The following is an 18,053-nucleotide window of genomic DNA, read 5'->3' as shown; positions in this document are numbered from 1 at the left end:
TTCTCCCAGTGCTCTAAGCTGCTTTTTGACTCTGTGTGGAACCGGCGGCACCATACCTTGTTCAGAGGGGGCGCTCAAGCCCGGACTTTACATTTGCAAAATCTGTGTAAACTGAGGCCGGAATAGGGTGGGGCCATGAAAGCTGGGACCATGACCAGATCTGTACTCATGGTCTTTTGGTAGGGTTTGCAATGTATTGAGTAGGCATGACTCTATGACTCAATATATAAGACTAGAGCAACACCGTATATTATATGTATACGTATTTACCATTGGTGTTACTACAGCGCATAACATTGGTATAAAGCGGTAACTGGTTGAGAATATGATTGAATTGACAAGGAAAAAAGCGAATTTCGGTTGACCTCCCCTTGAAAGTATGGTGAAAATTCTCACAATATTCGGATCGCGCAGTGCCTTCATAACACTCAACCCCGTAGGTCTCAGTAGGAGTTTGCCAGGATATGACGAGCCATACTCGTCGATTATTTGGTAACGTTGGAGGTGTTTTATGAAATGTTCAATTGGTAGCGGTAAGAATGACGTGTTGAAATCTTTGGAAGAGAAAGGAATTTCTCGCCGTGATTTCATGAAATTCTGTGCCGCCGTATCCGCCGCAATGGCCGCGGATGCTACGTTCACCCCGGCCAAGGTCGCTGAAGCGTTGACTTCAGGCAAGCGTCCGCCCGTTATCTGGCTCCATTTTGCGGAGTGCACCGGGTGTTCCGAGTCTGTGTTACGCAGCACCGAGCCCGACATCGCGACTGTACTGTTTGATGTGATTTCCCTGGATTACCACGAGACCCTGATGCAGTGCGCTGGCGAAGCCATCGAAGAAGCTCTGCACAAGGCCGTTCACGACCACGAGGGCGAGTTTGTCCTGGTGCTCGAAGGTGGCGTGCCCACCGCTGAAGGTGGAATTCATGGTAAGGTTGCCGGCAAGACCATGCTGTCCACCCTTGAAGAAATCTACCCCAAGGCCAAAGCCACCATCTGTCTCGGCACTTGTGCCGCGTACGGCGGTGTCCAGAAAGCTGCCCCGAACCCGACCGAATCCAAGGGCTGTTCCGAAGCTCTCGGTGGTGCTCTGATGGTTCAGGTCCCCGGCTGTCCGCCTAACCCCATCAGCTTCATTGGTACCGTGGTCTACTTCTTGACCAAGGGCCTGCCCGAGCTGGATGATGCTGGCCGTCCGACCTTGTTCTACGGCGAGACCGTTCATGACCAGTGCCCTCGCCTCAAGTACTTCGAAGAAGGCAAGTTTGCTCCTTCCTTCGATTCCGAAGAGGCCCGCAAGGGTTACTGCCTGTACGAGCTGGGCTGTAAGGGTCCGGACACCTACAACAATTGCCCGAAGGTCCTGTTCAACCAGGTAAGCTTCCCCATCCAGGCCGGACACCCGTGCATCGGTTGTTCCGAGCCCGATTTCTGGGATGAGATGAGCCCGTTCTACGAGGCCTAATCGACCGAGTGGACAATCTGGAAAACAGAAGAAGACTTTCGAGTAATTTTAGGAGGAAACCATGGCAGGTTGTAAGCCGAAATCAGCACCGGTCACCCCGGTTGGGGATTACTCCGGTAAAGTTGTAATCGACCCCGTAAACAGAATCGAAGGCCATCTCCGCATCGAAGTTGAAGTGGAAAATGGTCGCGTTAAAAATGCTTGGTCCAGCTCTCAGCTGTTCCGCGGTCTGGAGATCATCCTCCAGGGTCGCGATCCTCGTGATGCCAAGCACTTCACCCAGCGTTCCTGCGGCGTTTGCACCCATGTGCACTCTCTTGCATCGACTCGTTGCGTTGAAAACGCTGTTGGCGTTCAGGCTCAGATTCCCGAGACCGGATTGGTCCTGCGGAACCTGCTGCTCGGCGCCCAGTTCCTGCATGACCACATCGTGCATTTCTATCATCTGCACGCTCTTGACTGGGTTGACGTTGTCAGCGCGCTGTCCGCCAACCCCAAGAAAGCCGCCGAGATCACCAATACGGCCGGTTTGGGTCATCGCAAGCATACCGTAGCAGAATTCGAGGCCACTCAGGCCCGTTTGAAGAAGTTCGTCGAAGGCGGCCAGCTTGGTATCTTTACCAACGCCTACTTCCTCGAGCCTCATGCGGCCTACAAGCTTCCGCCCGAAATCAACTTGATCGCTACCCATCACTATCTGCTCGCTCTCAAGGTGCAGTTGCTTCCTTCCCGCATGATGGCCATCATCGGCGGCAAGAACCCGCACACCCAGAGCCTGTATGAAGGTGGCATCACTTGCTACGATGCTCTCAAGCCCGAGAACATTGCGCAGTTCAAGGCCCTGTTCCAGGAGACCATGGACTTCGTTAATCAGTTCTATATTCCCGACGTCCTGGCAGTTGCTCCGTACTACCTGGACTGGGGTGGCATCGGCCACACCACCCACTTCCAGAGCTGCGGTGAGTTCCCGACGGATGAGTCCGACCTGAACAGCCGCTTCCTGCCTCACGGCGCTATCTTCAATAATGATCTTTCCCAGGTTGCTGATTTTGACCTGAAGAAGATCGAAGAGCACGTGCAGCACAGCTGGTACAAGGAAGGCTCTCCGAAGCATCCTTGGAAGGGTGTCACTGACCCCATGTACACCAGCCTGGACGAGATGGAGACTGGCAAGACCGGTCGCTACAGCTGGATGAAGGCTCCTCGTTACCAGGGCCTGTCCACTGAGGTCGGTCCCCTGGCGCAGACTCTGGTGTCCTACGCTCGTGGTCACAAGCCTACCCAGGCTGTGGTCAACCTGGTGCTGAAGCACTTGGGCGTTGGCGCTGATGCTCTGTTCTCCACTCTGGGTCGTACCGCGGCTCGTTGCATCGAGACCAAGGTCATCGGCGATGAGATGGTGTCCTGGATTGAGAAACTGGAAGCCAACGTTGCCGCCGGTAAGACCGACATCGTTGCTCCCTTCACCATGCCTGACACCGCCTTCGGTGTTGGCTTCTGTAATGCTCCTCGCGGCACTCTGTCCCATTGGATCGAGATCGCAGGCGGCAAGATCAAGAACTTCCAGCTCGTTGTTCCTTCTACTTGGAACCTCGGACCCCGCTGCGACAAGGGCATCCTGAGCCCCGTCGAGGAAGCTTTGATCGGCACTCCGGTGTTCGATCCCAAGCGTCCTGTTGAAGTTCTGCGTACCGTTCACTCCTATGATCCCTGCATCGCCTGCGGCGTGCACATCATTGATCCTAAGTCTAACGAGACCTACAAGTTCAAGGTCTGCTAGCAAGGGTGGACATCAGTACCACAACGGTTATAGAAGGGACCTGGCCTCTGGGCCGGGTCCCTTTTTCTTTGTGACCGAGTTGAAAGGAGTGAGCGTGACTGCTGAAGCCGAGAACAAGATTTTGGTAATGGGGTTGGGCAATATTTTGCTACGCGACGAAGGCATTGGCGTTCGGGTTGTCGAGAGACTCCTGGAACGCTACGAATTTCCGCAAAACATCAGGGTGATTGATGGTGGTGTTCGTGGGATGATCCTGATGGACCCCATTATCGATTCCGATCATATCATTGTTATTGATGCCGTGCTCAACGAGCACCCTCCTGGGACCGTATATCGGTTGGATGGAGATGATGTTAAGCTCTCTCTTGCTTTCAAAAATTCCGTACACGACATGGATTTCCTGGAAACGTTGTGTTGTTGTGAGTTGGTTTCTGGAAAGAAACCCTCGGCCGTGATCATTGGCATCGAGCCCAAAGATTACCAGTCCGACCCCAGCCTGGAGATCAGTCAGGAACTGCTTGACCGAATTCCGGAAATGATCGAAAAAGTTCTGAATGAAATCGAAGCCGTGGGAGGTACGTATACTCCCAAGGCTGCATGAATCACCGACTCGGAGGTTGAAGAGCCATGTGCCTTGCCACCCCCTGCAAGATTGTCGAATTTGAGGATGATGACGTTGCCCGCGTTCAGGTTGGCGATAGCGAGACCTTTATCAAATGTGTCGTAATGCTGTTGCCTGAGAAGCCGGCTATTGGCGAATATGTGTTGGTGCACGCCGGTTTTGCCATTAACGTGGTGGAAGAGGAAGAGGCACGCAAGACCATCGCCTTGCTCGAGGAGATGACAGAGTTGACGGGCGTTAAGCCTGTCGGCAATACGGCCTTCGATCTCTCCGAATAATCACTGCGTTTTTTTATTTTGAATATTCAACCCCGGCTCCGGCCGGGGTTTTTTTATTTGATATGAAAAATTGAGGACCTTTGCCTTCATTTTCTGGTTTTTTGCCTTTTGATAGGGAACGAGAACTGTGCTGTTCTGTGGTGCAGTTTTTTTTGCGTGAAGAATTTCTTGATCCGTGGATGTCGTGTTGTTTTGAAAATGTGGGAGAATGGCGTGATCAATCGCGCAATGCAATGCTATTATGGCGTTTTGTTTTGCGTGATTTCAAAGCTATACCAATGTTTAATTGAAAATTGCAGTGGGGATTTGAATTAGATCAAGCAAAATTCCGCACGATCTCTTATGCGGCACGGCTGATGCAAATGAGGGGCATGAATTAACAGTAAGCTTCAAAACGAAGGAGATAATATGCAACTTTCATTTGCAGTACATGGGCGATCCTGTGACCTGGCCTTACACCCCATCTCCGAAAATACCGCTCGCAGAATTCGCGAGACGGGTTCGGAAGTCTATAAGGAAAAGCCCTTGCGCTGGTGGCGTAAGGGTAACACTGCGACATGGGGCATGAAGGTTGATGATGACTGTCATATCCGTGTGATGTTGAACGGCGAAACAGTGCCTATTGATACCAAGATAGTCACGCAGACCCCGCTCAAGCTCAGGCGTCGCATGTACCTCGACAGCAAGGCAAAGTATCTGTGCGTGCTCGGGTACGACAACGAGATCTGCAAGTTCTCATGGAACTGGGATGCGGTCACAGATTTTGACCCGTCGAAGTTTGAATTCATGGTTCACAAGTGGGACCGCATTATGGGTATCCCCAATTATTATATCCTGGATGAGATCCGTTACGATGGACAATTCGCAGATCGGCATGACTGGTGCGAAGCCAAGGGCTTCACCTTGGTAGAACCCAAGGTTATTGACCTGGAAGATGTTCGCAGACAGTGGGCTCACAAGGGGTGGGATATCGATCACGCGACAAAGGCTTGCGCTGGAGATGAGGCCTTGGCCAAGAACGTTTAAATACTCGGCCTTGCGCAACGCGCTGGCACAATATGACCTCCATCCGGGGAATGGTCGATAACAGTCCCGATCATTCCTGAAGGCACAAGGCCCCGTCTTTCTCGGGTGAAAGACGGGGCCTTAAAATGATCTCGATGTAATACTGCTATTCGGGAAGATTGCCTTCAAGGGCCTCCATGAGGCGGATGGTGAGTTTCAAGAAGTCCGCTTCAGTGATGATGCCTTCCAGCAGGCCTTCTTTGACCACGGGCAGGCAGCCGTATTTGTGATTCAACAGAATCTGGGCGGCTTCTTGTAATGGCAGGTCGGGAGAGATGGTCGTAACATCGGTCCGCATGATTTCCACAATGGGAATGCCGGAATCGATTTCATCTCGCGTGGGGCGGTCCACTTCAGCGAATTGGGATAAGGTTGCGGTCAGGATGTCACGGTGCGTGAGCAACCCCTGGAATTCGAGTCGTTCTCCAACAATGGGGATGTGGCGGATACGAGCCAGAGACATCATGGATCTGGCTGTTTTCAGCGTGTCAGACTGGCGAAGGGTGAAGACTTCCTGCGTCATCAAATCGGCGACCTTGAGCATGAAAACGACTCCTTGTTTTTCGGATAATTAAAGAATCGGGCATCCTGTCGTCCCTGTCAAGTACGTGCCTTTTGCTGGTTGATTGACTTGCGCACGGAAATCTGGTGGAACCCCGTGACGACGGGGCTTTGTGACTTGTCGCATCATCAAAACGAGAGGGAAGTGATTTGGTGAGAATTGACCCACGTCGGAGCAGAGAGCGAATGGTCCGCGATCAGATTCAGGGCCGTGGAATACATGATCCGGCTGTACTCGCCGCCATGTTGAAGATTCCTCGTCATGAATTTGTGGATGAGGCTCTGCATGCCCAGGCCTATGCCGATAATCCTGTTCCCATTGGTCATGGTCAGACAATCTCCCAGCCCTATATTGTCGCTCTGATGAGTCAGACCCTTGAGGTTCAGCCCGGTATGCGGGTTTTGGAAATTGGTACCGGTTCGGGATATCAGGCCGCAGTGCTGGCCGAGATGGGTGCCAAGGTCTACACTGTGGAACGCATCAAGGAGTTGCATCTCGCAGCACGAAAACGCATGACACGCCTGCGCTATCTCAATGCCTTGTGCAAGCTCGACGATGGGACTTTGGGCTGGCCCGGTCAGGCTCCTTTTGACAGAATTATTGTTACAGCTGGAGGGCCTTCCGTGCCCGAACCCCTGGTTGATCAGTTGGGCGACCCCGGGATGCTGCTGATCCCTGTCGGTCCGTCGCGTCGTGCGCAGGAGTTGATTATGGTGCGTAAGGAAGATGGCAAGATCGTGCAGGAAAACAAGGGCGCTGTGGTCTTCGTCGATTTGGTGGGCAGACATGGGTACTAGCCGATGAAATTGACCTATCGCCAGGCCTGGATGAACGGCCCCGGCCCAAGAACATGGCCCCAGGCCCTGATGCTGGCCGCCAAAGGGTTTTGCATGGGAGGAGCGGACATCATCCCCGGCGTATCGGGTGGAACCATTGCCTTTATCACAGGTATTTATGAAGATTTATTGCGCGCAGTGCGTTCCGTAAATCTGCAGGCGATCCAGGCTATGCTGCGCTTGGACTTTGCAGCTGTCATCAATCATGTTCATCTGCGTTTTTTGCTTCCTCTGCTCTTTGGGGTAGGTACGGCTCTGGTGGGGCTGGCCGGGCTGATGCATTGGCTGCTCACGGAATATCCTGTTCCCATCTGGTCGTTGTTTTTGGGGCTCATCGGTGCTTCGATCCTTGTGGTTGGGCGCAAGGTGGAGCGCTGGACTCCCGGGGCCTGGGGCGCTTTTGGTGCGGGAGCCCTTGCCGCCTGGTTTATTATCGGCTTGATTCCCGTGACCACTCCAGAATCATGGTGGTTCATCTTCTTATGTGGAATGATTGCAATTTGCGCGATGATTTTGCCTGGTATCAGCGGCTCATTCCTGCTGTTGATCCTTGGCAAATACGCCTACATCACAGGCGCGTTGCGTAATCCATTTGGTGATGCGAATTTGGCGATTCTCGCTGTTTTTGCCTGCGGCTGCATTGTTGGGCTGGCAGGTTTTTCCCGGCTGCTTTCCTGGCTTCTTGGGAGATATCACGGATTGACCGTAGCCATGCTGACGGGGTTCATGCTTGGCGCGATGCGCAAGGTCTGGCCTTGGAAGGAGACCCTGGAATCCGTTGTGATCCGGGGGAAATTGCATGTGTTGTCCGAACGCAACGTGCTGCCACCGACACTGGATTCCGAGGTCCTTGTCGCACTGGGCCTGATGCTTGTCGGGGCTATTGTTGTGCTTGGTCTTGAGCGGTTGACCCGAGGGCCACAGCAGCGTTAGAACGATTCCCCGATAAAGATGGTCTCCGGGGCTGGTCATTGGCCCCCAAGGACTTAATCTACAACGATTGCCGTGGCTGGCGGCGTACTGTGGAGCATTTATTTCTCTGTCACGCCGGCCTGAGAATAGAACCTGTTCAACGAGGTGAAAGATATGAGTTCCTGCGGTTCCTGCTCATCCACGTCCTGTTCATCTGCTGGTGGCGAGGCCCCCAAGGGCAAAAGCGCCAAGACGCTGATGCAGGATGAATTGATTTCCAGCACGCTGGAGAAGATCAAGTACAAGCTGTTCATCATGAGTGGCAAGGGCGGCGTCGGCAAAAGTTCCGTCACCGTCAATACCGCAGCCGCGCTGGCCAAGCTTGGCTTCAAGGTTGGCATCATGGATGTGGATATTCATGGTCCCAGCGTTCCTCGTCTACTGAACATCACCGGTGGCGGTCTGGACTCCGACCGGGGTAATCTTTTGAAACCTCGGGCTTACAGCGAAAATCTTTCCGTGGTTTCCATGGATTCATTGCTCAAGGACACCGATCAGGCTGTGCTTTGGCGTGGCCCCATGAAGTCCTCTGCCATTCGACAGTTTATCTCCGACGTGAATTGGGGGGAGCTGGACTTCCTGTTGATTGACTCTCCTCCCGGAACGGGCGATGAACATATGACGGTACTTAAGACGATTCCTGATGCGCTGTGCGTCGTGGTGACCACGCCTCAGGAAATTTCTCTGGCGGATGTGCGCAAGGCCATTAATTTCCTTCAGTATGCCAAGGCCAATATCCTCGGTGTGGTGGAAAACATGAGTGGCCTGGTCTGTCCGCATTGCCATGAGGAGATTGCGCTATTCAAGAAGGGTGGCGGTCATGCCCTGGCTGAGAAGTACGGTCTGCCGTTCCTGGGTGAGATTCCGCTGGACCCGGCCACGGTGGTTGCCGCGGATATCGGTAAGCCCGTTGTGGATCTTGAGGAAGACACTCCGGCCAAGGTGGCAATGCTCAAATTGGCAGATTCCATTGCCAATGCCGCTCAGAATAGTCTGGAGGTTGTGTCTTCCGCTCACGTGTAAGCCATCTGGCTGGGATTTCTGGTCAGGTCGGAGCCGTATGATGCGATTGCGAACTGGAATTTTCGCCACGGCCGCTTTTTTGGTGGTCGTGGCGTTCGCCTTGCCCGGACGGTGCTGGGCGGAGATGTTCTTTTATGAAGATGACCAGGGGCGGATGCATTACACCAACCAGCCCCGGATGACCACGTATCGTGTGTTTGCCATCTTCAAGAACTTTCCCAATGCCGATCGCGACGTAATCCTGCGCGTGGTTCGCCAAAAGGCCGATAAGTACGGCCTGGATAATCGCCTGATACAGGCACTGATTCAGGTTGAATCGAATTTCAAACCCGGCGCTGTTTCCCACAAGGGTGCACAGGGCCTGATGCAGATCATGCCTGGCACCGGAAAAGAGCTGGGGCTGGACCAACCTCATGATATTGAGGCCAACATCGAGGCCGGGGTCAAGTATTTCAGAATGCAGCTTGACCGGTTTGGTAGCCACGACCTTGCTCTGGCCGCTTACAACGCCGGTCCTGCGCAAGTGGAACGCTACGGAGGCGTTCCACCGTTCAAAGAAACTCAGGACTACGTTAAGAAGGTCCTTTCCATTTATCATAAACTCCAAGGCGGCGCCTAGATCATGCTCAAGCTGTTGCTCAATCTCAATCTGGCCAATAAGCTGACTCTTGCTCGGATATTGGCCGTGCCTATTCTGGTTGTGCTGCTGCATTTCCCGAGTAGGGCCACCTGTCTGGCCGCGATGATGGTGTTCATCATTGCTTCGTGGACAGATATGGTGGATGGCATGGTTGCGCGCCGTTATGACCAGGTAACGACCTTTGGCAAGTTTCTCGATCCGCTGGCCGATAAAATTCTCATAGGCTCTGCCCTGATCATGATTACGGCCAATGGTTGGATTCCGGCCTGGATCGTCGTAACGATTCTGGCGCGTGAGATCACGGTGACCGGATTGCGAGCTGTGGCCGTTGAACAGGGCGTTGTCATCGCTGCCGATCGTTACGGAAAATTGAAGACGGTGGTGCAGATTATGGCAATTTGCCCGTTGACGCTGCATTTTCCCTGGTGGGGGTTCGAACCAAACGGTCTGGGAATGGTGTTTTTATACCTTGCCCTCATTCTGACGGTTTTCTCCGGGGGAAACTATCTGTACAAATTCTATAAAAATTGGTTATACGAAAAGGAGATGGATTAGTAGCGGCCTGTTTTGCATTCGGGCCGCCTCCCTTATAACGCCTGTCCATTTCGGGGGGATAGAATGGCCCAGATTGATGCCTTCTTTAAGATGATGAACGAGATGGGTGCTTCCGACTTGCACCTTTCTTCCGGGAACCAACCCATTGTCCGCCTGCATGGCGATTTGGAACGGGTGAAGTACAAACTCCTGGAGCACGACGAACTCAAGAAACTGCTCTACGAGATTACCCCCGAAGCCAAGATCAAGGAGTTCGAGGAAAAGGGCGACATCGACTTCGCCTACGAAGTCCCTGGCCTGGCCCGTTACAGAGTCAACTTTTTTAATCAGGCCCGCGGATGCGCAGCCGTTTTCCGTGAAATCCCTTCCGAAATCCTGACGGTTGAGCAACTCAGTCTGCCACCGCTCCTTAAAAACCTTGCCATGCTGCCCAAGGGACTCGTGCTGGTCACCGGCCCTACCGGCTCAGGTAAATCCACCACTCTCGCTGCAATTATCGATTATGCCAACAAGATGCGCAAGCAGCATGTGTTGACCATTGAAGATCCCATTGAGTTTGTACACAAGCCGCAGCAGTGTCTGATCAACCAGCGCGAATTGGGGCGTGACACAAAGAGTTTTGGCGCGGCCATCCGCGGCGCACTTCGCGAAGACCCGGATATCATCCTAGTCGGCGAAATGCGTGACCTGGAGACTATTCAGTTGGCTATTGAAGCCGCTGAAACCGGTCACCTCGTGTTCTCGACTCTGCATACCATCTCGGCCGCCAAGACCGTTGACCGTATCATTGAGGTCTTTCCTGGAGACCTGCAGGAACAGATTCGTGCAGGGCTCTCTGAGTCATTGCGTGCTGTTGTTTCCCAGACCTTGTTCAAGCGCATAGACAAGAAAGGCCGTTGTGCGGCCTTGGAAATTCTGATTGGTGTTCCGGCTGTCCGCAACCTGATCCGTGAGAACAAGACCTTCCAGATCAACTCCACCATGGAGACCGGAAAGAAGTTTGGCATGCAGACCTTGGATGATGAGATTGCCAGGCTCTTGAGTCTGGGCTGGATCAGCCCCAACGAGGCCTATGAGAAGTGTCTCGATAAGGCGAGGTTCAAGCAGTATTTGACCAAAGCCCCGGACGACTTTACCGACGCATAGCGGGGGCATAGGGGGAGACAATGCAACGAGCGCAACTTGATCATTTGATTGGGCAAGTATTGGATTTTGCGCCGGAGACTTCCGACATCTTCTTTGTGGCGGGTAAGCCGCTGCAGGCAGAGGTGCACGGCGTACTTCAGGACATTCCCACTGAACCTGTTCTGGGAGCACTCAAACCGTTTCAGACCGAGGCTGCAGCCTTGGCCATGATGGGTTCCAATGCCCGGCTGTATCAGGATATGGTTGCACGTGGTTCGTGTGACTTGTCCTATGAACTGCTGGGCCGAGCCAGATTCAGGGTCAATGTCTTCAGTCAGCGTGGCTCCATGTCCATCGTGCTGCGGCAATTGTCCATGGAAGTGCCTAGTCCTAAAAAACTCGGGCTTCCACGGATTTTCGATGAGATGGCTCACGAGAAATTCGGGCTGATTCTGGTCACAGGCGCCACGGGATCGGGTAAGTCCACCTCTCTGGCGGCCTTGATCGACTCCATCAACTCCTCATATCCGGTTCATATCCTGACCCTTGAGGACCCGGTGGAGTATGTGCACCCCCACAAGATGGGCACGGTGAACCAACGTGAAATGGGGCAGGATTTCGATACCTTTGCCTCGGGACTTCGGGCGGCCTTGCGCCAAGCTCCCAAGGTCATCCTGGTGGGTGAAATCCGTGACCACGAGACCATTGAGATTGCCTTGCAGGCGGCTGAAACCGGCCATTTGGTGTTGGGTACCTTGCATACTGCGGATACCGGACAGACCGTGAACCGCATTATCGGCATGTTTGATCCCTCAGAGGAATACCTCATTCGTCAGCGATTGGCGGAAAGCCTCAAGTTTGTCGTTTCCCAGCGGCTCCCTCAGAAGAGAGGCGGCGGTCGGGTTGCGGCCTTCGAGGTCTTGCGCAACAACCTGCGCATCAAGGAGGTCATCCAGAATGGCGAAACTGCCGAGAAGAAGTTCTACAATATCGTGGAAGAGGGCGATGCCTATGGCATGATCACCTTCGACCAATATCTGGCGGACCTCTTTGCCGAAGGCAAGGTGACCGAAGAAACAGCCATGATCTATGCTTCCGACAAGTCCAACATCATGAAACGCATCGATCGGATCAAGACCGAGCGCGGCGAGCAGGTGACGGATATTGATGGTCTGGAAATTGACTCCAGCTACGGCAATAGCTGATCGGGGGGAGAGAGATGCAATTCACAAGCCCTTACAGCAACAAGGAATTCACCATTCCAGACGAGAAACTGCCCGCAGCGGATCGTTTCTCCATGAAATGTCCGTTTACCGGTAAGAAGATTCTTTTTTTACGGGTAGGGGACAAGATCAAGGTGACAGCCACTGAACAGGCGCGTGAAGAAGCGCCTGCGAAGTCAGAAAAACCAGCACTGAAGCTGCCTCAGGTTGAGCCCGATGTCTATCCTCCGGGTTCGAAAGTGGCCTTTTTGTTTCTGCAGGATGGAACCTGGGCCTCATCCTCACAGAGCTTTTTTCAGGGGCGGGATTATTATGTCAGCACCGCCGCTGACGAACTGGAAGCCATCGCAAAGCTGCGCCTGAATGAATATGACATTCTTGTGGCCGAAGATGGTGCCGGCAGTGTCCGTCTGCAGGAGGAAGTGGCGTCCTGGCCCGGTGGCAAACGCCGTGCTGCCAATGTCGTTCTTGTGGGTTCACAAGGGCAGAGCAATGATCCCAAAGCCGCTTTCGCCAAGGGCGTGAATGCCTATTTGGCCCAGTCGGACGGGGCAAAAGCGTCGGACTTGCTGGAAGGGGCACTTACGGGTTATGAGCTTTATTATCAAATGTTGGAAATGGCACGCAAACAGCTGGAAGAATAACCCAAAAAGGGCATATGGATTCCAAAACGACAGTCCTTCAATCGCGTCTCATGAATTGCCTGGAGACGATTATTGAGCTGGAGAGGGATTTGGAACGCCTCGATCTGGGGCATGTACTTCTGTCCGAATTCAGCCAGTTGAAGGATTTTATGGAAAGAATTGACCAGGTGGCGGTCGATGAAGAGGACGTGCGCCGTATCGAAGCGGCCACGTCCAACTTTTTGGACGAGCTCAAGATGCCGCTGGGCATCATGAATGATGAGCTCGAAGACGGAAAGCTCGTGCAATAACCATGATCGCTAAACGTATCTTTCTAGTCTTTCTGGTTGTTTTGAACCTGTTTCTCGGCTATCGCCTTCTAGCGGGTGATCAGGGCCTGTTTGCGTATTTGAATCTCAAACAGGATCATGATCAACTTCAAGCCCGTCTGGAAGCCGCAAGCCTCAGAAGTCATGAATTGTCCGGCGAAATTCGCCAGCTCAAGTCTGATTCCGCTTATCTTGAAAATGCCATCCGTCAACGGATGAATTACGTGGGTGAGAATGAGACTTTGTATATCTTCCCCGATAGGGAGGGGGAGCAGGCTGCAACCCAGCGCGCGGGAGCCGAAGGGTATGAAGACAAAAATTAAATGGTTTAAGGAAGTCCTGGAACTGGAACCCGGTTCGAAGGTCTTTTTTCCGTTGGCTCGTCTCTATTATGAAGACGGCAATATGGACGAAGCTGAAGAGACCCTGTTGCAGGGACTTGAGCGTAATCCGGACCATCTTGAGGCCCGTTTCCTGCTCGTGGAAATTCTGGCCAATCAGGAGCAACGGGAGCGGGCCGTCGATGAAGTAGGGACCATTACCGGGATGCTGTCACGGTATCCTTCGTTCTGGAAGGTTTGGGCTGAAAGCGCCGCCCCTACGTCCAAGGATTCAGCCATGGCGTTATCGTTCCTTGCTGCCAACTTCCAGGGGGCTCCGATCTCCTGGTCACAGGTGATTGAAAAAGGACTGGACGCCTTGTTTCAGGGCAATGGTGATGCCAAAGCCACCCCGCAGCCCGTTTCTGATGCCAATAAGACGAAACCTCAGGAGATGTCTGCCGAGGATGAAGCCTGCGACGGCGAGGCCAACCTTCGGACCCGAACCATGGCAGATTTATTGGCCGACCAGGGTGACTACCAAGGTGCTCTTGATATTTATGAAGAGCTGGTTAGCAAATGTGGTCCGGATGAGAACGGAGAGTTGGATGCCCTGATTGAGCAAATGCATGGCAAGCTCAATAAAGGCGCAGGCAGTCAGATTGAAGTTGCGGACTCCGATACTCTGCAAGAGACCGTTGCGAATTTTATTGATGAATTGACTGTAGGTGTTGACGATACTGATGAATCGGAGTTGATGCCCGAAGAACCAGAATATCATGAGCCAGCCACTGTTGAAGAGGCTGTGGCTGCGAACATGCCTGGCAAGGAACAACTGCTGGAAACTTTGGATGCACTTGCAGAACGACTGGAAGCCAGATCTGCTTTGTAGCCTGATTTTGAAGTGGGAGTGGGTACCCCGGACTTTTGGCCGGGAAGATTGCCCTTGAACAAAATCGTATCTTCTGTCACATCTCCGGGGACGGCGTTTCACGCCGTGTTTCCCGGTAATGAATACAGCATGAGAGGAACATCTTGACTCGGATCGCTGCTGCACTGTGCGCAATACTCGCTTTGGCCGCCCTTACCGGTTGTGAATCCATGAAACAGTCATGGGATAGCACCTGGACATCAAGCAAGGGCTACTACTCAGAATACATCAATCCCGATCCGGAAATCGATCTGGAGCAGTTGGGATATACCTCTACTGAAGAGAAGCTTGCCAAGTTGTTCACCCCGGTGGACAAGCCTGTGGCTGATCTTGCGGTGTACTTGAACCGGGTTGATACCTTCCCTGGTGAGAAGTGGGTCGCAAACCTACAACAACGGTTCCCCTGGATCAACGGTTTGGTCATCGCTACCCTTGATGGGACGATGGTTGCCAAGATGCCCGAGGAGACCATGAAGCCGCGCAATCTTCAGCCCATCCTTGACCATGGTGATGCTCTGCGTGATCGTCGTTTGCGTTCTTTTACTGATCAGACCCCCCTTGGTCCCGAGATGTATCTTGGGACGGCCTTGTTCAAGGGCAATGATCTGGTTGGTGTGATCGTCGTGCATTTCGACCCTAGAAGTGTTGTTGATTTTTGTCCTGCACCGCAGGAATTGATGGTACTGACCACCGATTTCGTGATTTGGAATGGTGGAGACTCTGCCTTGGCAGAAGCCTTGTTGGCTCGTCCCTGGAACGAAATGCTGGCCGAACAGGCCTCTGGGCGGGTTGATGAAAACGGAACTGAGTATGCCTGGCTGACCCGCTATGTGGGTGACAAGCAACTGGTGTACCTGACCGAGGCTGCAGTCCCCCGCGAGGACGAAGACGACTCGTTCCTGTGGTTCTTCTAGCTTTCTGGTCCCCAGATGTATCTTCGGCCGGATGCGGTTTGCCGCATCCGGCCCTTCGTTTGGTTTGGCCTTTGGTTTGATTTGGTTGGAAAGGTGTTTTAAGAAAGAGGAGTTGCGGGAAAGGGTGGCACTCTGCCTTCCCTTTGAACAGCAACGGAGGACCATCCATGCAACAGGTAACCGTCACTGAGCACCTTCTGCTGAACCAGAAGCAGTCGCCCATGGCCACGGGTCGATTCACCAGCTTGATTTCCGAACTTATTCTTTCGGCCAAAATCATCTCGCGAGAGGTGACCAAAGCTGGGCTTGTGGATGTTTTGGGATTCACTGGAGACACGAATGTCCAGGGTGAAAAAGTCAGGAAGCTCGATGAGTTCGCCAATAATGTGCTCATCCATCGCATGCGTCGTTCCGGAGTGCTGTGCGCCATGGCCAGCGAGGAAAACGGTGATCTGATTCAGATTTCAGGTGATCTGCCCAAAGGGGACTATATCCTGATCTTTGATCCTTTGGACGGCTCATCGAATATTGATGTCAACGTCTCCATCGGTACGATCTTTTCCATTTATCGCCGTCCGTTGAAGAAATCAGGTGAAAATCCGACACTGGAGGAAGTTCTTCAGCGCTGCGATAAGCAAGTCGCCGCTGGATATTTCATCTACGGTTCATCCACGATGATGGTTTTCACCACTGGCGCCGGGGTGCACGGCTTTACTCTGGATCCCAGTGTGGGTGAATTCCTGCTTTCGCATCCTAATATGATGATCCCGGAGCAGGGTAGAATATATTCAGTCAACGAGTCCTACTGGAACTATTGGGACAATCCGACCAAAGACGTTATTTCCTATTTCAAAAGCACGAAGACCGCCTTGGGTCAGCCCTATTCCTCGCGTTACATCGGGTCACTGGTGGCGGATTTCCATCGCAATCTGCTCTATGGTGGGATCTTCATGTATCCCGCAAAGCAGAATCCTGACACCGGAAAATATCAGGGAAAATTGCGTTTGACCTGCGAGGCTGCCCCCATGGCCATGATCATTGAACAAGCGGGTGGGCTGGCCACGGATGGTGTGAATCGGATTTTGGATTACACCCCGTCGGAGTTGCACCAGCGTGTCCCGTTCTTTGTGGGCTCGCGAAATGATGTGATGACGGTCAAGGATATCATGGGGCAGGCGGAAGACTGTGACTCTTTGTCTGGGGATTGAGACATCCTGTGACGAGACTGCCTTGGCTTTGGTCGAAGACGGTCGTCTGCTCACGGAGCGTATCGCTACCCAGGTGGATGCTCATGCCCTGTTTGGCGGAGTCGTGCCAGAACTGGCGAGCCGGGAACATTTGCGTGTTCTGGCCCCGTTGGTCGATTCCCTGCTTGAAGGCAGTGGACGCACCCTTGGCGAAGTGGACGTTGTTGCTGTCGCAAGGGGACCCGGGTTGCTAGGGAGCCTGCTCGTGGGCATGAGCTTTGCCAAAGGCTTGGCTCTTGCCGCCGGAGCGGACTTGGTGGGTGTGAATCACCTCTGGGCACATCTGTTGGCTCCTGCACTGGAGCAGGACATTGCTTTTCCTGCGCTGGGGCTTCTGGTCTCCGGAGGCCATACCCAGACGTATCGTGTCGATTCCCCGTTGGCCTTCGAAGTGCTCGGCCGCACGTTGGATGATGCCGCAGGTGAGGCCTTTGACAAGGCTGCCAAGGTCCTGAATCTCCCTTACCCTGGAGGGCGGATCATCGATGAGCTTGCACAGCGTGCGACTCCCGACAAGACGATTTTCCCGCGCCCTTACGTCAACAATACCAATCTTGATTTCAGTTTCAGTGGCGTGAAGACCGCCATGGCCAACTATGTGGCCAACCACCCTCATTTGCGCGCGGATCGTATGATGTCCGACATGGATGAACTGCTGGCGGACAGGGGAGAACGCGGCGTGCTGGAGGAGCTTTGCATCGTCTGCTCGTCTTTCAACTGGTGTATCGCCGAAGCTTTACGCATCAAGGTTGACCGAGCTCTTGAGCAGGTCGGGAAGGATGTGCGTTCATTGATCGTTGCAGGCGGAGTAGCCGCCAATTCCATGATCCGTTCTGCCATGACGGACTTGGCCAAGGGGCGTGGGCTCGAAATTATTTTGCCATCAACGAGGCTGTGCACCGATAATGGTGCCATGATCGCCTTGACCGGTTGGTATTTGCATTCAGCGGGCTATAGACATGGCATGGACCTGGAAGCAATCCCCAGAGGACGGAAAATTCCTTGGGATTACTGTCAACTGGAGATTTAGTCTGGCGTATTGTTCCTTATTTGCCGCTTGACAGGTCGTAGTTGCAAATCTAATGTTGTAGAATGATTCCAGCGTCCAGCCCGTAGGTGATCCTGAGGTCGACCTTTTATGGTCGGATGCTTTTGACAACGACATGAAACAGCAAGGAGTAACATATGGGTTTGCAGGTGACTGACAGCAATTTTGAGGCAGAAGTTCTTCAGAGCGAGATTCCTGTGTTGGTTGACTTCTGGGCCCCCTGGTGTGGTCCCTGTCGGGCCATGGGACCAGTCGTGGATGAGCTGGCCGAAGAGTTCTCCGGTCAGATCAAAGTCGCCAAGATGAATGTCGACGAAAGCCAGGCGACTCCGAGCAAGTACGGTATTCGTGCAATCCCTACCTTGATTTTGTTCAAGGGTGGTGAGGTTCTGGAGCAGGTGACTGGTGCTGTGTCCAAGAGCAGCATCAAGGAAATGATCAGCTCCAAGATTTAACTGATGGCTATTTGATCACGTTCGTTTAAGGCGGCCCGGCTGG

The 18,053-nt window shown here is 53.2% G+C and carries 21 protein-coding genes; 20 read left to right on the top strand and 1 reads right to left on the bottom strand.

From position 1 onward, the window contains the following. Positions 1-511: 511 nt before the first annotated feature. The 5 genes from EL361_RS05465 to EL361_RS05445 all read left to right on the top strand — a co-directional run bounded on the left by EL361_RS05465 (position 512) and on the right by EL361_RS05445 (position 5,168). Complete coding sequence (locus tag EL361_RS05465; protein ID WP_126377400.1) at positions 512-1,462, top strand: hydrogenase small subunit; 951 nt, start codon at positions 512-514, stop codon at positions 1,460-1,462. Positions 1,463-1,523: 61 nt separating this feature from the next. Then, a complete protein-coding gene (locus tag EL361_RS05460; protein WP_126377398.1) occupies positions 1,524-3,242 on the top strand; it encodes a nickel-dependent hydrogenase large subunit in 1,719 nt (572 codons plus the stop codon). Between the two features lie 94 nt (positions 3,243-3,336). Then, positions 3,337-3,843 (top strand): HyaD/HybD family hydrogenase maturation endopeptidase, encoded by a 507-nt coding sequence (locus EL361_RS05455; RefSeq protein ID WP_232034881.1) that lies wholly within the window; start codon positions 3,337-3,339, stop codon positions 3,841-3,843. 26 nt (positions 3,844-3,869) lie between these two features. Beyond that, complete coding sequence (locus EL361_RS05450; RefSeq protein ID WP_126377396.1) at positions 3,870-4,142, top strand: HypC/HybG/HupF family hydrogenase formation chaperone; 273 nt, start codon at positions 3,870-3,872, stop codon at positions 4,140-4,142. A 408-nt stretch (positions 4,143-4,550) separates the two neighbouring features. After that, positions 4,551-5,168, top strand: a complete 618-nt coding sequence (locus EL361_RS05445) for a hypothetical protein (protein WP_197723454.1) — start codon at positions 4,551-4,553, stop codon at positions 5,166-5,168. Positions 5,169-5,313: 145 nt separating this feature from the next. Here the strand turns inward: EL361_RS05445 and EL361_RS05440 are convergent, their stop codons facing one another. Beyond that, entirely contained in the window at positions 5,314-5,751 is a 438-nt protein-coding gene (locus EL361_RS05440; RefSeq protein ID WP_126377394.1) for a CBS domain-containing protein, read from the bottom strand. 203 nt (positions 5,752-5,954) lie between these two features. Here EL361_RS05440 and EL361_RS05435 point away from each other — a divergent pair, with 203 nt between their 5' ends. From EL361_RS05435 to trxA, 15 genes are all read left to right on the top strand, one after another. Beyond that, positions 5,955-6,566: a protein-L-isoaspartate(D-aspartate) O-methyltransferase gene (locus EL361_RS05435; RefSeq protein WP_126377392.1), complete on the top strand. Its 612-nt coding sequence runs from the start codon at positions 5,955-5,957 to the stop codon at positions 6,564-6,566. Positions 6,567-6,569: 3 nt separating this feature from the next. After that, entirely contained in the window at positions 6,570-7,538 is a 969-nt protein-coding gene (locus tag EL361_RS05430; RefSeq protein ID WP_126377390.1) for a DUF368 domain-containing protein, read from the top strand. A gap of 153 nt (positions 7,539-7,691) precedes the next feature. Further along, entirely contained in the window at positions 7,692-8,600 is a 909-nt protein-coding gene (locus tag EL361_RS05425) for an Mrp/NBP35 family ATP-binding protein (RefSeq protein ID WP_126377388.1), read from the top strand. 37 nt (positions 8,601-8,637) lie between these two features. Then, positions 8,638-9,219, top strand: a complete 582-nt coding sequence (locus tag EL361_RS05420; RefSeq protein ID WP_232034880.1) for a lytic transglycosylase domain-containing protein — start codon at positions 8,638-8,640, stop codon at positions 9,217-9,219. A 3-nt stretch (positions 9,220-9,222) separates the two neighbouring features. Beyond that, a complete protein-coding gene (pgsA, locus tag EL361_RS05415; protein WP_126377383.1) occupies positions 9,223-9,795 on the top strand; it encodes a CDP-diacylglycerol--glycerol-3-phosphate 3-phosphatidyltransferase in 573 nt (190 codons plus the stop codon). Positions 9,796-9,858: 63 nt separating this feature from the next. Beyond that, positions 9,859-10,941, top strand: coding sequence for a type IV pilus twitching motility protein PilT (locus EL361_RS05410; RefSeq protein WP_126377380.1), 1,083 nt, complete (start codon positions 9,859-9,861; stop codon positions 10,939-10,941). A 20-nt stretch (positions 10,942-10,961) separates the two neighbouring features. After that, entirely contained in the window at positions 10,962-12,125 is a 1,164-nt protein-coding gene (locus EL361_RS05405) for a type IV pilus twitching motility protein PilT (RefSeq protein WP_126377378.1), read from the top strand. Between the two features lie 14 nt (positions 12,126-12,139). Then, positions 12,140-12,787, top strand: a complete 648-nt coding sequence (locus tag EL361_RS05400; RefSeq protein ID WP_126377376.1) for a hypothetical protein — start codon at positions 12,140-12,142, stop codon at positions 12,785-12,787. 89 nt (positions 12,788-12,876) lie between these two features. Beyond that, complete coding sequence (locus EL361_RS05395; protein ID WP_338031062.1) at positions 12,877-13,077, top strand: hypothetical protein; 201 nt, start codon at positions 12,877-12,879, stop codon at positions 13,075-13,077. Between the two features lie 2 nt (positions 13,078-13,079). Further along, a complete protein-coding gene (locus EL361_RS05390; protein ID WP_126377372.1) occupies positions 13,080-13,418 on the top strand; it encodes an FtsB family cell division protein in 339 nt (112 codons plus the stop codon). Continuing rightward, positions 13,402-14,307 (top strand): tetratricopeptide repeat protein, encoded by a 906-nt coding sequence (locus EL361_RS05385; protein ID WP_172961644.1) that lies wholly within the window; start codon positions 13,402-13,404, stop codon positions 14,305-14,307. The genes EL361_RS05390 and EL361_RS05385 overlap by 17 nt, the downstream gene beginning before the upstream one ends. Positions 14,308-14,450: 143 nt before the next feature. Then, the gene (locus EL361_RS05380; RefSeq protein ID WP_126377368.1) at positions 14,451-15,260 is read left to right on the top strand and encodes a hypothetical protein; all 810 of its coding nucleotides are present in this window, start codon (positions 14,451-14,453) and stop codon (positions 15,258-15,260) included. 167 nt (positions 15,261-15,427) lie between these two features. After that, the gene (gene fbp / locus EL361_RS05375) at positions 15,428-16,468 is read left to right on the top strand and encodes a class 1 fructose-bisphosphatase (protein WP_126377366.1); all 1,041 of its coding nucleotides are present in this window, start codon (positions 15,428-15,430) and stop codon (positions 16,466-16,468) included. Further along, positions 16,446-17,537 (top strand): tRNA (adenosine(37)-N6)-threonylcarbamoyltransferase complex transferase subunit TsaD, encoded by a 1,092-nt coding sequence (tsaD, locus tag EL361_RS05370; protein ID WP_126377364.1) that lies wholly within the window; start codon positions 16,446-16,448, stop codon positions 17,535-17,537. The genes fbp and tsaD overlap by 23 nt, the downstream gene beginning before the upstream one ends. A gap of 155 nt (positions 17,538-17,692) precedes the next feature. Next, positions 17,693-18,010: a thioredoxin gene (trxA, locus tag EL361_RS05365; RefSeq protein ID WP_126377362.1), complete on the top strand. Its 318-nt coding sequence runs from the start codon at positions 17,693-17,695 to the stop codon at positions 18,008-18,010. Positions 18,011-18,053 lie beyond the last annotated feature (43 nt).

The sequence above is a fragment of the Desulfovibrio ferrophilus genome, assembly GCF_003966735.1.
GTDB lineage: Bacteria > Desulfobacterota > Desulfovibrionia > Desulfovibrionales > Desulfovibrionaceae > Desulfovibrio_Q > Desulfovibrio_Q ferrophilus.
Note: the sequence above shows the minus strand (reverse complement) of the source record. Positions and strands in the feature narration are given on the sequence as shown.

What these genes read in the sequence shown, in the direction of transcription:
- EL361_RS05465 (WP_126377400.1), top strand. Translation starts at nt 512, where the DNA reads ATGAAATGTTCAATTGGTAGCGGTAAGAATGACGTGTTGAAATCTTTG.
- EL361_RS05460 (WP_126377398.1), top strand. Translation starts at nt 1,524, where the DNA reads ATGGCAGGTTGTAAGCCGAAATCAGCACCGGTCACCCCGGTTGGGGAT.
- EL361_RS05450 (WP_126377396.1), top strand. Translation starts at nt 3,870, where the DNA reads ATGTGCCTTGCCACCCCCTGCAAGATTGTCGAATTTGAGGATGATGAC.
- EL361_RS05445 (WP_197723454.1), top strand. Translation starts at nt 4,551, where the DNA reads ATGCAACTTTCATTTGCAGTACATGGGCGATCCTGTGACCTGGCCTTA.
- EL361_RS05440 (WP_126377394.1), bottom strand. Translation starts at nt 5,751, where the DNA reads ATGCTCAAGGTCGCCGATTTGATGACGCAGGAAGTCTTCACCCTTCGC.
- EL361_RS05435 (WP_126377392.1), top strand. Translation starts at nt 5,955, where the DNA reads ATGGTCCGCGATCAGATTCAGGGCCGTGGAATACATGATCCGGCTGTA.
- EL361_RS05430 (WP_126377390.1), top strand. Translation starts at nt 6,570, where the DNA reads ATGAAATTGACCTATCGCCAGGCCTGGATGAACGGCCCCGGCCCAAGA.
- EL361_RS05425 (WP_126377388.1), top strand. Translation starts at nt 7,692, where the DNA reads ATGAGTTCCTGCGGTTCCTGCTCATCCACGTCCTGTTCATCTGCTGGT.
- EL361_RS05420 (WP_232034880.1), top strand. Translation starts at nt 8,638, where the DNA reads ATGATGCGATTGCGAACTGGAATTTTCGCCACGGCCGCTTTTTTGGTG.
- pgsA (WP_126377383.1), top strand. Translation starts at nt 9,223, where the DNA reads ATGCTCAAGCTGTTGCTCAATCTCAATCTGGCCAATAAGCTGACTCTT.
- EL361_RS05410 (WP_126377380.1), top strand. Translation starts at nt 9,859, where the DNA reads ATGGCCCAGATTGATGCCTTCTTTAAGATGATGAACGAGATGGGTGCT.
- EL361_RS05405 (WP_126377378.1), top strand. Translation starts at nt 10,962, where the DNA reads ATGCAACGAGCGCAACTTGATCATTTGATTGGGCAAGTATTGGATTTT.
- EL361_RS05400 (WP_126377376.1), top strand. Translation starts at nt 12,140, where the DNA reads ATGCAATTCACAAGCCCTTACAGCAACAAGGAATTCACCATTCCAGAC.
- EL361_RS05390 (WP_126377372.1), top strand. Translation starts at nt 13,080, where the DNA reads ATGATCGCTAAACGTATCTTTCTAGTCTTTCTGGTTGTTTTGAACCTG.
- EL361_RS05385 (WP_172961644.1), top strand. Translation starts at nt 13,402, where the DNA reads ATGAAGACAAAAATTAAATGGTTTAAGGAAGTCCTGGAACTGGAACCC.
- fbp (WP_126377366.1), top strand. Translation starts at nt 15,428, where the DNA reads ATGCAACAGGTAACCGTCACTGAGCACCTTCTGCTGAACCAGAAGCAG.
- trxA (WP_126377362.1), top strand. Translation starts at nt 17,693, where the DNA reads ATGGGTTTGCAGGTGACTGACAGCAATTTTGAGGCAGAAGTTCTTCAG.